A 15,999-nucleotide genomic window follows, 5' to 3' on the forward strand; every position below is an offset into this window, starting at 1 on the left:
GCGAAGCAATTCACGAATGATTGCGCATAATTTTTTAAAATAAAATTCGTGAATTCGTGGCGGAAAAATTATACTAAAAATCCTTTTTATCTGTGAAATCTGTGGCAAAAAACCTTTGCTCCTTTGAACCTCTGCACCTTAAAAAAAATCACCATGAAATACAAAATAGCTTTTCTGGTTTTATTATTTATTTCCGGGAATATATTTTCCCAAAATAAATATCGTCTTAAAAACATCTCTACTTCTGACGGGCTTTCGCAGAATTCTGTTATTGCGATACATCAGGATAAATTTGGACAGATGTGGTTTGGTACGCGCGACGGTCTAAATAAATATGACGGCAGCCGCTTCACTATTTTTAGAAATGATATTACGAACAAAACGTCTATCAGCAATGATATCTTATCTATTGAAGAAGATGATTCCGGAAAATTATGGATTGGAACTTATAATGGACTGAATTGTTATGATCCTGTTAGCAATACTTTCAAGCGCTATTTAAATGACAAAACCAATCATACCATAAATAGCAATACCATTTGGTGCATAAAGAAAATTGGAGATGAAATGTGGTTTGGAACTTCAAAAGGATTATCTGTTTATAACAGAAAAACAAAACAGTTTACTTCTGCTCTTCATTCTGCTACGGATACTACAACGCTGCCAAGCAATAATATTCTGAGTATTTTGAAAACCAAAAAAGGTCAGATCTGGATTGGAACGACAAAAGGACTATGCCTGTTAACAAACAGAAAAAACGGGAAATTTTCTTTTAAAAATTATCCGTTAAATACTATTGATTTGCTAAATGTATCAGCAATTGCAGAGGATCGCTTCAATAATCTTTGGGTAGGAACAAAAAACAAGGGACTATTAAAATTTAATACAGCCACAAACAGCTATGTTTCCTTTTTACCTGACGAAAAATACAAAGAAATAAGCAGTGAAATCCGTGCTTTAGGTATTGACAAAAAAGGAGCAATCTGGATTGGAGCTTATGACGGAATTTACATTTTGGCAGAAGACAATAGTATTCAAAAGATAAATAACAATAGTAACAACAACAGCAGCAATAATAGTGGAATCGAAAAAGTAAAGTCAATCTTCATTGATAAGAAAGGTTCCGTTTGGATTGGTTGTTATTACAAAGGCGTCAGTATGTGGGATATTTCGAATCTGAATTTCTCCAATTATAATCAGAATTCGAAAAAGATTCCCATGAGTTTTGATGTAGTGAGTTCGATCGTTACCGACAAAAATCAAAATATTTATTTTGGAACAGAAGGTGGTGGCATCACGATTTACAATAAAAATACAGAAGCAACGAGTTATATCAACAACAAAATTGGACAAACGACCAAAAATGATATTAAATCGATGTGCCTTGCTGAGAATAATATTTTATGGATAGGAATTTTCTCCAAAGGACTTTCAGCTTATAATACACTAACTAAAAAAATTGAAGACGAGCGAATTTCACCTCAATTAAAAGATTCATTAAAAGATACCGGTGTTTATTCCATCAAAACAGAAGGAAACGGCATATTATGGCTGGGTACTTTTAGCAAAGGGTTAGCTCGTTATAATACTGTTTCTAAAGCTTTTCAATTTATTAGAAATGAGAATAACAAGCCAAATAGTTTAAGTAATAATTATGTACGAACGGTATTAGTAGACAAACAAAAAAGACTTTGGGTAGGAACCTTGAGCGGATTGAATCTTATTAATCTTCAAAATTTTCAACCCAATAAATATGCGGTAAAACATTTCTTTTTTGATGATGTTTCGCTATCCGGAGATGATATTTTGACCTTGTTTCAGGACTCTCAGAATAAAATCTGGGTAGGAACAAAAGCAAAAGGATTGTATTATTTTGATGGAAAGAAATTCAACAGAATTAACCTGAAAATTGAAAATACACCCATTACATCAATCCATTCTATTTTAGAAGATAATGATAAAAACCTTTGGATTAGTAGCAATCAGGGAATTATAAAATACAGTACTACCCGAAATACCGTTATCAATTATGACCAAAAAGATGGTATAATAAATAATGAATTTAATGATAATGCCGCTTTAAAATTGGATGGCAATAAATTTTATTTCGGAAGTCCTTCCGGAGCAACTTATTTTGACGCACGAAAAATTTCTATAAATCAATACGCGCCACAGGTTTTGATTACGGATTTGAAAATTAAAAATGAATCTACAAACCCAAACGATTCCTTAGGTATTTTAGAAAAAAGTATTGGATATACCAAAACCATCACTTTAGATTATGACAAGGCTAATTTCTCGATTAATTTTGCGATTCCAAATTACATTCGATCCAAAAAAAATCAGTACAGCTATCGTTTAACCGGACTGGAAAATAACTGGACACTTACAAAAAATACAGAAGCTATGTATGCCATCCAGAATCCGGGAACTTATGTTTTTGAAGTTCGTGGTGCTAATAATGATGGCGTTTGGAATAAAGTTCCCACTACCCTGACTGTTGTTGTTAAACCAGCTCCATGGCGCAGTATATGGGCATTTTTATTGTATGGAATTATAATTGGTTCAGCATTATACGGTTTAATCTGGATTATGAAATCAAAAGCCAGATTAAAACAAAAATTAGAACTTGAGTATTTAGAAACCAAACGTATTGAAGAAAACAACAGGGCAAAACTGGATTTCTTTACTAATATTTCGCATGAATTCAGAACACCTTTGACTTTAATTTTAGGGCCGTTGCAACAGATTTTGTCCAATTATAACGGAACGAATGAAATGTATAAAAAGTTATTAGTCATCGAAGGAAGTGCCAATCATCTTTTGAGTCTGATTAACCGTTTGATGGATTTCAGAAAACTGGAAAATGATCAGGTTAAACTGGAATCTGCCAATGGAAATATTGTAAAATTTACCAAAGAAATCTTTTTATCGTTTATAGAATATGCCAAAGATGGTGGCTACCACTATACTTTTGAAACTTCTGAAGAAGAAATTCTGGTATATTTTGATCGTTATAAACTCGAACGTGTTTTTTATAATCTAATTTCGAATGCATTTCGTTACACACCAAAAGGTGGTACTATCAACATCAAAATCAATCACGATCACGAAAATCTTTTTATTGGCGTAGAAGATTCAGGAGCTGGAATTGCCGAGGAACATATTGATAAAATTTTTGATTTATTTTTTGAAGTTCCGCTTCACAATAACGTTCAGAAAAACTACAATAAAGGAACCGGAATTGGTTTATCCATCGTGAAAAACATTGTCAAACTCCATAAAGGAACCATCGATGTCAACAATAAAGAAACGGGCGGTGTAGTTTTTAAAGTTACGCTTCCGTTAGGTCGTGCACATCTTTTAGACGATGAAATTATTCAGGATTTTAAAATTAGTGATGACATTGTTCAATATACTAATCAATTGAAAACTGCCGGGATACCGGAACCGGAAGACATTGATGACCTTGTTGTAAGTACCGAAAAACAAACGATTCTATTAGTCGAAGATCATAAGGTTTTACGAACCTTCATGAAAAATTTACTCAAAAAAGAATACAATATTATTGAAGCTGAAAACGGTAAAATTGCCTTTGAAAAAGCAGTACAATTGGTACCGAATTTAATTATCAGTGATGTTATTATGCCTGAAATGGTTGGAACGGAACTTTGTTCTAAAATAAAAGAGAATTTAAAAACAAGCCATATTCCGGTCATATTATTAACTTCGAGATCTTCGTTAGTGTATAAATTCGAAGGACTCGAAAGCGGTGCCGATGATTACATCAGTAAACCATTTAATTTAATGGAGTTCAAACTGCGTGTCAAAAATCTTCTGAATTCAACCGAAAGACTGAAAAACAAATTCGCAAGCGAAGATAATTTTGTTCCGTCAGAAATCACAGTTTCTTCTTTAGATGAAGAACTATTGAAAAAAGCGTTTAAAATTGTGGAGGAAAACATTTCGAACGAACAATTCGACATTCCGTACTTCTGCTCCGAATTAGGAGTTAGCCGAACCATGCTGTTTTTAAAAATAAAAGCGTGGACGAATTATACGCCAAATGAATTTATTCATGAAATACGATTAAAACGCGCCGCTCAATTATTGGAACAAAATAAACTTAATGTTTCTGAGGTGAGTTATAAAGTTGGTTTTAACAATCCGAAATACTTTAGCAAATGCTTCCAGAAAAAGTACGGAGAAACTCCGTCGCAATTTGCTGACAAATTTTCGAAATCAGTGTCAGTATTTTAAAAAAATCAACGTTTTCAAGGCTTAAAAAAGGGTATCTGTATTTTTAGATACCCTTTTTTGTATTTCTATATCGTTTGCGCAACCTAAATTTGCCTTATGAAATTGAAGAAAACAAAATTCTTATTACTGCAAATACTCTTCATGCTGCTAATAATCGGAATGAGTTTATTGCTATTCTATTTTATCTAACACTAACCTTAAAACCAAAAAATGAATGTTTACAAACCAAAAAATTAAATCGCTTAAATGGTGTTTTCTGGTACTCTTTTTACTAGTAAATATCGTTATGAATGCACAGGAAAGAAAAGTCACAGGAAAAGTTACTTCCAGCGAAGATTTACTTGGGCTTCCTGGTGCAAATGTTTATATTAAAGGATCTTCTGTTGGAGCATCTGCGGATATGGATGGAAACTATACCGTAATTGTTTCAGAGAAAAATGCTGTCTTAGTTTTCAATTATGTAGGATATCAAACGGTTGAAGTTCCGATAGGAAATAAAACAGTCGTAAATGTGAGCTTAAAAGCAGATACCAAAAATCTTGACGAGGTTGTGGTTGTAGGTTATGGTACTCGTAAAAAGAGTGACATTACAGGTTCTGTGTCTTCCGTAACGGCCAAAGAGTTGACAGCTTATCCTTTATTAAATGCAGAAATGGCTTTACAAGGTCGTGCAGCAGGGGTTTCAGTACAATCAAATAATGGTGGTGAACCTGGCGCTCCGGTAAAAATCAGGGTTCGTGGAGGAACATCAATCAATGCAAGCGGAGACGCTCTAATAGTGGTTGACGGTTTTGCGGGTGCTTCGATGCCGGCACCACAGGATATTGCTTCTATAGAGATTTTAAAAGATGCATCGGCAACGGCGATTTACGGATCAAGAGGTTCAAACGGAGTTATCATGGTAACTACTAAAAAAGGAAAACCAGGAGCACCGGTAATTGAATTCAGTAATTCGACTTCGACACAATCAGTAAACAATCAATTAGATTTATTAAACGGAGATCAATTTGTGGCGTACAGAAAAAGTTTTACAACGCATACTTCAGGCGGAGCTAACACAGATTGGCAGGATGTTATTTACCGTGACGGAATGATTTCGAATTCACAATTATCCTTTTCAGGTGGTTCAGACAAAATCAGATATTATGTTTCAGGAAATTATTACAACCAAAATGGAGTTGTAATCAATTCAGGAGTTGACAAATACACTATAGTAAGTAATCTTGAGGCCGATTTAAGCGATAAGTTTAAAATAGGTTTGAACTTATTTACCAGCAAACAAAATAAAGACGGAATCATTAGCCAGACCAGCGCCGGAGGTACTGGTGCTGCGGGTGTAATTGCCGCTGCTTACCGTTTTATGCCAGATAAAGGAATTTATAATGCTGATGGTTCTTATACCACTACCGCTCCAATTGGAGACGATATTGACAATCCGTATGCAACTGCAATGGAAAATATTCTGGAAGTGATCAACATTACCAACAGAAGTAACTTCTTCGCTTCATATCAAATTACCAAAGATTTAAATTTCAAAACGACTTTAGGTTTAACCGAATCCAATTCTCAAACCGGAAGATATATTCCTTCTACTTTAATTGCAGGAAAAAATATAAAAGGAGAAGCTTCTGTAAGCAACACGCGCTTTTCTTCTTTCTTAACAGAGAATTATTTGACCTATAAAAAAGAAATTATCGACAAAGGAATCTTAACGGTTCTTGGAGGATATTCGTATCAAAAAAACAGAAACGAAAATTCGTATGCTGCTTCAAGAGGATTTCTGACAAACACCAATTCCTATCATAATTTAGGTGCGGGAACAGTGTTCTTAAAACCAGATTCAGGTTTATCTGAAACCGAACTAATTTCTGCTTTTGGAAGGTTGAATTTTGATTATGATGATAAATATTTATTTACGTTTACAGCACGTCGCGACGGTTCTTCAAGCTTTAGTAAAAACTACAAATACGGAACTTTCCCTTCTGGAGCCGTGGGTTGGAATATTGCGAAAGAGAATTTCTTAAAAGACAATAAAACGATTTCAAATCTTAAATTAAGAGCAAGTTACGGAGCAACCGGAAATCCATCGATTGGCGCCTACTCTACTTTATCACGATTCTCAGAAATTTATGATGTGAGCGGTGACGTTATAGTAAATGCGGTTCAGTTGACTTCTTTGGATAATCCGAACTTAAAATGGGAAACATCGTACCAACAGGATTACGGAATTGACTTAGGTTTATTTGATAACAGAATCAGTCTTACTGCAGATTATTACAAAACGATTACCAAAGATTTATTATTCAACAGACCTTTGCCTGGAATTTCAGGAATTGCTTCTCAGCTTCAAAATGTGGGAGAATTAGAAAACAAAGGCTGGGAATTAGGTATCAATACCAAAAACTTTATTGGTGCTGATTTTACATGGTCTACGAACTTTAATATCTCGGCAAACAAGAATAAAGTATTGAAACTGGCAGATAACAAAGACTTATTAATAAACTCTGCTCCAGGGCATTTCCTTGCAACAGAATCTCAAATTCTGAGAGTTGGTGAGCCGGTTGGTTCTTTCTACGGATTTATTTACGATGGTGTAATTCAACAAGGAGAAACTGTTCTTCCGGGGAATTTTGAAACGGCTCCGGGTGGAGAAAAATTCAGAGACATAAATGGTGACGGAAAATTAGATTCAAATGATAAAACGATTATCGGGAATCCAAACCCGGATTTCATCTTCGGATTTAATAATGATTTCACTTATAAAAACCTGGATTTGAATATCTTCTTTCAGGGTTCAGAAGGAAACCAAATTTTAAATTATACTTTAATGGAATTGGCTTCAGGAAATAACAATGCAACAACAGAAGTTTTAGATGCCTGGACACCAACACATACAGATACTGATGTTCCTGCAAATGCAGCAAGAACAAAAAGAATCACTTCAAGATTTGTGTATGATGCAAGTTACATCCGTTTGAAAAACGTTTCTATCGGCTATAGTTTAGATGACAAAGTAGTTTCTAAAATGGGATTGAGCAAAGTTCGCTTCTATGTGAGTGCACAAAACCTTTGGACAATTACAAATTATCCGGGTTCAGATCCTGAGGTAAATTATTTAAACGACACCAACGCCAGAAGTAATACCAATTTAGGATTAGATTATGGAAGTTATCCAAACGTGAGAACTTTCACTTTTGGTTTCAATTTAAAATTTTAACAGAATCATATTATGAAAAAATATATAGCCTTATTTTTCTTAGGAATATTCACTTTTGGATGTTCTGACCTTGAAGAAAAGCCAGTAGGAATCATTCGTCCTGAAAACTTTTTTAACAATACAGATGACTTACAAGCTGCTGTAAATGGAGCTTTTGCTAATATTGCCCACAATAACTATTGGGGAAGAGAATTTACCATCGCCTTAATGTTGCGTGATGATATGGCTGATATTGGTGACAGAACCACGCAGGCCGCCCGTATTGATGTAAATGACATGACCATGAACGATACAAACGCACTTGTAGCTAACTTTTGGCCGCAATCGTATATCATTATCACTGCAGCAAATCAGGCCATTGAAGGCGCTAAGAAAACGCCCGGAGATCCTGCAAAAGTAAACGCCATTGTAGCTCAGGCTTATTTTGCAAGAGCTTTCGCTTATTATCATTTGGTTCGAATTTTTGGTGATATTCCGTATGTCGATTTTGTGGTTAATGATGTTAATCAGGTAAACTCTTTAGGCAAAACAAAAGAAGCAGAAGTTTATAAAAAAATTATAGCCGATTTGGAGTTTGCAAAACAATGGTTGGAAGACAAACCAAAAGTAAAAGCCGTTCCCGGAAAAGGTACTGCCGCAGGTTATTTGGCTTCTGTTTATCTGACTTTAGGAAACTATCAAAAAGCGTATGATGAATCGAAATATGTAATTACAAACGAAGCGAAATTTGGTTTAGGTTTAGATGCTGATTTTCAGGATTTATTCAACGCTACAAAGACAGCTGCATTAAAAGAACCCTTATTTACAATTGATTTTAACAACTTGGTATCAGGAAATTACGGTCAGGATTACACCGCATTTTTTACAGGATCTTTAAAAGATGACAGTTATAGCTACGGCCAAGGATTTTCTGTTGCGGTTCCTTCTTTAAAAGTATTTAATGATTGGGACAAAAGAGATTACAGAAGAGCGGTAAGTTTTGATACCATTATCAGAAAGAAAACCGGACCAGGCGGCGCTTTACAGGTTTATCCTTCAAGCGATAACGAAAAAGCACCCCGTCCGCATATTGCTAAATATTACCGTTTTCCCGGAAAAGCGGGCGCAAACGGAAGAACATCACAACACAATTATATCACGATGCGTTTTGCCGAGGTATTGCTGACTGCTGCAGAAGCTTTAAATGAAATTACACCGGGTACAACAGAAGCTGATGGTTATGTAAACCGGGTTCGTGCGAGAGCCAGAAATAAAGCAGGTAAAATAGTTTCTTTTCCTGCCAATGTAACGCCCGGACTTTCAAAAGCAGATTTCAAAAAAATGGTTATTGATGAAAGAAGATTAGAACTGGCTTTTGAATATGTAAGATGGTACGACATCAAAAGATTGAAAAACGGACCGGAAGTGTTTGGACCAAATGGTTTTGAACCACACCCAAATTTTGACCCAAACAAAGATTATTTATTTCCATTACCAGGAACCGAATTAGCTATTAACCCTAATTTAAAACCGAATAATCCTGGATATTAGATCAATTAAAAATTTAGAATTAAAAATTAAAAATTTTTGAAGCAGGCACTATGCTAATAACATTGCGTTTAGTTTTTCTTGCAGATTTTATCCCCGTAAGTAATCTCGACAAAAATTGGATATTTAGCATGCAGAGCTTCTAGTGGAGATTTCTCCTCTGTCGAAATGACAAGCGTGGCTAAAATTTCTTATGAAAATGATTGCCCTAGCCCCGATAGAAGTGGAAATCCTTTTGTTGCGGGGTTCGCAACAAAAGATTGAAACGGATAGCGGGATTAGCTCCTGAAAAAGATTTGATTATATAATAGAATTTACAAAACGAGCAGATTTTTAATTTTTAATTCTCCATTTTTAATTTAAAACAAAAAATACTACGTAAGTATGAACAAAGTTATTTCATTTTTTTTAATTCTTGGATTTGCACTACTGGCATCGTGCAAATCCGGGATTAATGCTCAGACAAAAGTTACTACAACTTCAGAAAATCTTCTGGAGAAAAGATATAAAATGCTGCTTGATTATCCGGTTGATTCGATGTCGATGCCGCGCAGCATGACCATAAAAACCAATTTGATAAAAAAAGTGCCTTCCAAAGACTGGACAAGTGGATTCTTTGCCGGAAACTTATGGCAATTGTACCGATTAACAGGTAATGAAGCCTATAAAAATCAGGCAGAAAAATGGACACCTTTCAGCAAAAAAGAAAGTCTAAATAGTAATTCGCACGATGTTGGATTCAAAGTGTATTGTAGTTTTGGAGAAGCTTTAAAAGTAGAAAACAAACAAGAATACGCAGCCGTTATTATCAAAGGTGCCGAAACATTATGCAAGCGTTTTAATGCCAAAGTTGGAGCGATCAGATCCTGGGATTTCAGTAAGGAAATCTGGGACTACCCTGTTATCATTGACAACATGATGAATCTGGAATTGCTTTTTGAAGCTTCTAAATTATCAGGAAATAAAAAGTATCAGGAAATTGCCATACAACATGCAAATACGACTTTAAAAAATCAATTTAGAGCAGACAATAGTTGTTATCATGTTATCGATTACGACCCAACTTCGGGAGCAGTTAGAAAGAAAACAACATTGCAAGGCTACAATGACGATTCGGTTTGGGCACGCGGGCAAGGCTGGGCAGTTTACGGATTCACCATGTCATATCGCTATACCAAAGATCCGGCTTATTTAAAACAAGCTGAAGCCACTGCAAAGTTTTTTATGAATAATAAAAATTTACCGCAAGACGGAATTCCGTATTGGGATTTTAAAGATCCGGGTATTCCAAATTCGCCCCGGGATGTTTCTGCTGCAACCGTTATGGCTTCTGCTTTATATGAATTGTACGGTTATACTAAAAATAAGAGTTATTTGGCTTTCGCCGATAAAATAATGACTTCGTTAAATTCCGATAAATACATTTTAAATGATGCTGTAAAAGGACCATTTATTTTAGACCACAGTACCGGAAACTGGCCAAAACATGACGAAATCGATGAACCCATAATCTATGCTGATTATTATTTTCTTGAAGCATTATTAAGAAAAAGTAACAAATAAAGGTACAAAGGGACAGAGGTGCAAAGGTTCAAAGGTTTTACCATGCGAGTCTTTGAACCTATGAACCTCTGCACCTTAAAAAAGCTTATAATCAATGAAAAACCGACCGCAGCACAATAACACAATTTATACTTTTGCACTTTTTGTTTTTTTTCAGATTTTTCTGAGCAGCAGTTTTGCTCAGACAAAAATGAATATTAATGACAATTGGCTGTATTTAGAAAATCATACTCCTGCCCTTTCTGAAGCCCAAAAAGCGACAAACTGGACTGCCATAAATTTACCACACACCTGGAACGCCGAAGACGCAACCGACTTAAATCCGGGTTACAGACGAGATGCAAGCTGGTATCAAAAGAATTTGACTATTTCTTCAATAGATAAAAATCGACGTTATTCTTTATATTTTGAAGGTTCAAATGTAACTACAAAAGTATATGTAAACGGCAAAGAAGCTGGCGGACATATTGGCGGTTATATTGGTTTTACAATCGATATAACCAACTTAATAAAAGAAGGAAATAACGATATTTTTGTACGCGTGGATAATAGTTATGACATCGAAATAATTCCGTCCCAAAAGAGCGATTTCTTTATTTATGGCGGAATTACAAGAGATGTCTGGTTGTTATCTCAATACAAAAGTCGCATCGATAATCTAAAAATTACAACTCCGGAAGTTTCTGCAAAAAAAGCTTCGGTACAAATTCTGGCTTCGACCATAAATACTGAAAATGCAAAGGATTTATCGTTAACGGTGACGCTTAAAAACCCGAAAGGAAAAAAAGTGGCCAGCAAAACAATTGTGGTATCAGAGAAAACTTCGAATATCACTTTCGAGAATATCAAAAATCCGGAATTATGGGATACCGATAATCCGAATTTATATTCCGTTACCGCTACTTTATCCGAGAAAAATCAAATTAAAGACAGCGTAAACGAAAAAGTGGGTTTCAGATGGTTTGAGTTTAAAGATCATGGCCCCTTTTATCTTAACGGAAAAAGATTGTTGATTCGCGGAACACATCGTCACGAAGAACAAGCCGGCGTTGGCGCTGCGATGAGCAATGCGCAACATTGGGCAGATATGAAATCTATTAAAAACATGGGTGCTAATTTTGTTCGTTTGGCACATTATCCACAAGATCCTGAAGTTTATAAAGCCTGTGATGAACTTGGACTTTTAGTTTGGGATGAATTGCCCTGGTGTCGCGGCGGAATTGGAGATGAACTTTGGCAGACAAATACCAAAAATATGCTGACAGAAATCATCAACCAAAATTACAATCATCCAAGTATCATCATCTGGTCATTGGGGAATGAAATGAACTGGCTTCCTGATTTTCCTGACGGAGACAATCCGGAAAAAACAAACGTGTTTTTAACCGAACTGAACGATCTTGCACACCAACTTGATCCCACCAGAAAAACAGCGATTAGAAAGTATTATGAAGGTTCGCAGATTGTAGACGTTTTCTCCCCTTCTATCTGGTCTGGCTGGTATTCCGGAAGCTACAAAAGTTACCAAAAAGCGATTGACGTTTACAAGAAAGAATACAAACATTTCATTCATGCCGAATATGGCGGAGACAGTCATGTGGGCCGCCACAGCGAAAATCCGATTACGGGCGAAAATGTCATAAAAGCCGAAGGTTGGGAAGAAGCAATTGTGCAAACCAAAGTTGCGAATATTGCACAAATTGGTGATTGGAGTGAGAATTATATCGTTGATTTATTTGACTGGCATTTGCATATATCCGAGAATGATCCAACGTTCGTGGGTAACGTACAATGGGCATTTAAGGATTTTGCAACGCCATTGCGACCAGAAGATGCTATTCCGTACATGAACCAAAAAGGATTGGTCGACAGAAACGGGGTTCCAAAAGACGCTTATTATGTGTTTAAAAGTTACTGGAGCAAAGAGCCTTTTACCTACATCGAATCACATACCTGGACAGAGCGCCAGGGACCTGAAAACACACCCAGAATATTGAGTGTATTCAGTAATTGTGAGCGGGTTACACTTTATCATGATGGTAAATCACTTGGAGAAAAATTAAGAAATCTTTCGCTATATCCTGCAAATGGTTTAACTTGGGATGTTAATTTTAAAAAAGGAGATAACATTCTGGTTGCCATCGGGAAAAACAAAGACGGAAAAACGGTATCAGATACTTTAAAAGTAAACTATCGTTTCAACAAAAATGATACGGCAACTTCGTTACAATTATCATCCCAAAAATTAAAAAATGGCAATTATCTGGTTACGGCAATTGCAATTGATAATAACAATTTGCGTTGTCTGGATTACGAAGAAAGTGTTTATTTTCAATGTATGAAAGGCGGAAAAACCTTGAAAAATCAAGGAACTCCGACAGGAAGTGAATCCATAAAAATGGCAAACGGAAAAGCATCTATTGAAGTTATACCGGATGGTTCTGGTCTACCGATTGAAATGACGGCTTTGAATCAGAGTTTTAAAGGAGAATATTTGAAAATTGAACCGAAAATTTAACCGCAAAGACGCAAAGTGAAAAACGCAAAGTTCGCAAAGTTTAAAAATAGCTCTGCGAACTTTGCGTAAATCTTTGCGGACTTGGCGGTTAAAAAACATCCCTATATTACAATAAAAACAAATAACATTACTAATGAAAAAACTAATAACCACATTACTCCTAACCCTATCCCTTTTCGGACAGGCACAAAATCAAAACTTAATCTCAAACGTTCCAAACCGAAATACAACCTCATTAAACGGCGTTTGGAATTACATTGTTGACCCTTATGAAACGGGCTATTACAGCTTTCATCATGATGAATATGACAAGCAGGCAAAAGCACCCAACGCCGCTTATTACAGTAATTATCATGCAGTAAACAAACAGGAATTAGTGGAATATGATTTTGATAAATCTCCAAAAATAAATATTCCGGGTGATTGGACTTCGCAGGTTCCGGAACTTAAATATTACGAAGGAAATGTTTGGTTCAAAAAATCTTTTGATTATGATTTGAAAGCAGGAAAACGTCTTTTTGTTTACTTGGGAGCGATCAATTACAAAGCAGATGTCTATTTAAATGGAAAGAAATTAGGAACTCACATTGGTGGATTTACGCCATTCAATTATGAAGTAACTTCGATTGTAAAACCAAAAGACAATTATTTGGTTATTAAAGTTGATAATACACGTCATAAAGAAGATGTTCCAACTATCAATACCGATTGGTGGAATTATGGCGGAATAACGCGCGATGTGACTTTAATTGAAGAAGAAGCATCATTTGTAGAAGATTATAACATTCAGCTTAAAAAGAGCAATGCAGGTTTGATTTCCGGTTTTGTGAAAATCAGTAATCCTGATGCAGTAAAAAATGCGGTAGCGATTTCGATTCCGGAATTAAAAATTAACTACAAAGGAAAAGTGGGTGCTGATGGAATTTTGAGTTTTGAAATTCCGGTGAAAAAAATCTCCTATTGGTCTCCTGAAAATCCAAAATTGTATGATGTAACTATTGATTATAACGGGCAAAAATTGAAAGACAATATTGGTTTCAGAACCATTGAAACAAAAGAAGATAAAATTTTATTGAATGGAAAACCAATCTTTTTAAGAGGAATTTCGATTCACGAAGAAAATGCAAAAGGCGGTCGCGCGAATTCTGAAGAAGATGCTTTGCGTTTGTTAAACTGGGCAAAAGAATTGGGCTGTAATTATGTTCGTCTGGCACATTATCCACACAATGAAAACATTATCAGAACGGCTGATAAAATGGGATTAATGGTTTGGGAAGAAATTCCGGTGTATTGGACAGTAGAATTCACTAATAAAGACACTTATAAAAATGCACAGGATCAATTGACAGCTGCTGTTACGAGAGATAAAAACAGAGCTTGTATTATTATATGGTCAATGGCAAATGAAACTCCAATATCTGATGCGCGAAATGCTTTTATCAAAAATCTGGTAGATCATACAAAATCTTTAGACAACACAAGATTAATCAGTGCGGCTTTATTGACCCAAAGTGATAGCGCAGGATTTGGAACTATTAATGATGCAATTGGCGATTATTTGGATATAATTTCATTCAATCAATATTTAGGCTGGTACGGTGGAAAACTGGAAGATGCGGAAAAGATATTCTGGAAAACAAAATACAACAAACCGGTTATAGTTTCTGAATTTGGAGGAGATGCCAAACAAGGCTTACATGGAGAAAAAAATGAGCGCTGGACAGAAGAATATCAGGAGTACTTATACATTCAGAACTTAAAAATGATTGAGAAAATACCTCATCTAAGTGGTTTGAGTCCTTGGATTTTAGTTGATTTCAGATCTCCAAGACGTTTACTTCCGGGTATTCAGGACGAATACAACAGAAAAGGTCTGATTTCGAACGATGGAAATAAAAAGAAAGCTTTTTATATCATGCAGGATTGGTACGCAAAGAAGAAAAAAGAAGAAAACCAGCAGTAATTAGCATTACCAATTCATTAACAAAAAACAAACTGTAATTATATGATTTTTCTTCATTATTAACTTACTTTGTAGTAATTCTAAAAATTGTAATCCTATGAAAAAATTATGCTTACTGGCAGTTATTTTATTTACTGCCGTTACAGTTCAGGCACAAGACGTAGTAAAATTTGCTCCGTTAGATGCAAGTCCGGTTGACATTTCTTATTTCCCAGGCAAATCTGTTAAATTCAAAAAAACGGATACGCCTTCACCTTCAATTAAAGTTACTTATGCAAGACCTTCAGCTAAAGGGCGTGCAATTTTTGGTGATTTGATTAAGTTTGGTGAAGTTTGGAGAGTTGGTGCTAACGAGAATACAGAAATTAAATTTTACAAACCAGCCACTATTAATGGTGTTGCAGTTCCTGCCGGGACTTACAGCTTATTTGCTATTCCGGAGAAAGACAAATGGACCATCATTATCAACAAAGAGCTTGATATGTGGGGAGCTTACGCTTATGATGAAAGCAAAGATTTAGTTAGGGTTTCAGTTCCTGTAAAACCAGTTTCGACTGTGATTGAAGCTTTATCAATTGCTTTTACAACTCAGGGAGCTGTAACGAACTTAGTTATTGGTTGGGATAAAACAACAGTTGAATTACCGATTACGATTAAGTAATAAATCGTTATATGAGAACAAAAAGAGACATTTTACGATGTCTCTTTTTTTTTTGTTTTAAACTTTAAAGTAGCAATTATTTACATTTTATATCATAGCTCCATCGGAGCGTCATGTTTGTAGCAATTATTTTCATTTTGTATTAGAGCTCAAGCGGAGCGACATCATAGTATGCTTTTGTAATCTAAAAATTTCACCTCGATTGGGTTTTATTATAGTAATTATTAATAGCTATAAATATTACGTCCCATTGGGACGGACTAAGCTCAGATTCAATAAAATGCTATATA

Annotated in this window: 7 protein-coding genes; all 7 read left to right on the forward strand. The window is 35.4% G+C overall.

The window, feature by feature from the left end; all coding sequences use genetic code 11:
• Positions 1–153: 153 nt before the first annotated feature.
• The 7 genes from B0A65_RS18960 to B0A65_RS18990 all read left to right on the forward strand — a co-directional run bounded on the left by B0A65_RS18960 (position 154) and on the right by B0A65_RS18990 (position 15,709).
• Complete coding sequence (locus B0A65_RS18960) at positions 154–4,260, forward strand: two-component regulator propeller domain-containing protein (protein WP_074663460.1); 4,107 nt, start codon at positions 154–156, stop codon at positions 4,258–4,260.
• Positions 4,261–4,474: 214 nt separating this feature from the next.
• Complete coding sequence (locus tag B0A65_RS18965; RefSeq protein WP_074663457.1) at positions 4,475–7,477, forward strand: SusC/RagA family TonB-linked outer membrane protein; 3,003 nt, start codon at positions 4,475–4,477, stop codon at positions 7,475–7,477.
• A gap of 12 nt (positions 7,478–7,489) precedes the next feature.
• Positions 7,490–9,007 (forward strand): RagB/SusD family nutrient uptake outer membrane protein, encoded by a 1,518-nt coding sequence (locus tag B0A65_RS18970; protein ID WP_074663454.1) that lies wholly within the window; start codon positions 7,490–7,492, stop codon positions 9,005–9,007.
• 381 nt (positions 9,008–9,388) lie between these two features.
• Positions 9,389–10,567: a glycoside hydrolase family 88 protein gene (locus B0A65_RS18975; RefSeq protein WP_074663450.1), complete on the forward strand. Its 1,179-nt coding sequence runs from the start codon at positions 9,389–9,391 to the stop codon at positions 10,565–10,567.
• 94 nt (positions 10,568–10,661) lie between these two features.
• A complete protein-coding gene (locus B0A65_RS18980) occupies positions 10,662–13,085 on the forward strand; it encodes a glycoside hydrolase family 2 protein (RefSeq protein WP_074663447.1) in 2,424 nt (807 codons plus the stop codon).
• A gap of 133 nt (positions 13,086–13,218) precedes the next feature.
• Positions 13,219–15,048 (forward strand): glycoside hydrolase family 2 protein, encoded by a 1,830-nt coding sequence (locus B0A65_RS18985; protein WP_074663444.1) that lies wholly within the window; start codon positions 13,219–13,221, stop codon positions 15,046–15,048.
• Between the two features lie 97 nt (positions 15,049–15,145).
• Positions 15,146–15,709 (forward strand): DUF2911 domain-containing protein, encoded by a 564-nt coding sequence (locus B0A65_RS18990; RefSeq protein WP_074663441.1) that lies wholly within the window; start codon positions 15,146–15,148, stop codon positions 15,707–15,709.
• The last annotated feature ends 290 nt before the right edge of the window (positions 15,710–15,999 follow it).

It is taken from the genome of Flavobacterium frigidimaris (assembly GCF_002217275.1).
In the GTDB taxonomy this organism is placed as follows: domain Bacteria; phylum Bacteroidota; class Bacteroidia; order Flavobacteriales; family Flavobacteriaceae; genus Flavobacterium; species Flavobacterium aquidurense.

What these genes read in the sequence shown, in the direction of transcription:
- B0A65_RS18985 (WP_074663444.1), top strand. Translation starts at nt 13,219, where the DNA reads ATGAAAAAACTAATAACCACATTACTCCTAACCCTATCCCTTTTCGGA.
- B0A65_RS18960 (WP_074663460.1), top strand. Translation starts at nt 154, where the DNA reads ATGAAATACAAAATAGCTTTTCTGGTTTTATTATTTATTTCCGGGAAT.
- B0A65_RS18975 (WP_074663450.1), top strand. Translation starts at nt 9,389, where the DNA reads ATGAACAAAGTTATTTCATTTTTTTTAATTCTTGGATTTGCACTACTG.
- B0A65_RS18980 (WP_074663447.1), top strand. Translation starts at nt 10,662, where the DNA reads ATGAAAAACCGACCGCAGCACAATAACACAATTTATACTTTTGCACTT.
- B0A65_RS18965 (WP_074663457.1), top strand. Translation starts at nt 4,475, where the DNA reads ATGTTTACAAACCAAAAAATTAAATCGCTTAAATGGTGTTTTCTGGTA.
- B0A65_RS18970 (WP_074663454.1), top strand. Translation starts at nt 7,490, where the DNA reads ATGAAAAAATATATAGCCTTATTTTTCTTAGGAATATTCACTTTTGGA.
- B0A65_RS18990 (WP_074663441.1), top strand. Translation starts at nt 15,146, where the DNA reads ATGAAAAAATTATGCTTACTGGCAGTTATTTTATTTACTGCCGTTACA.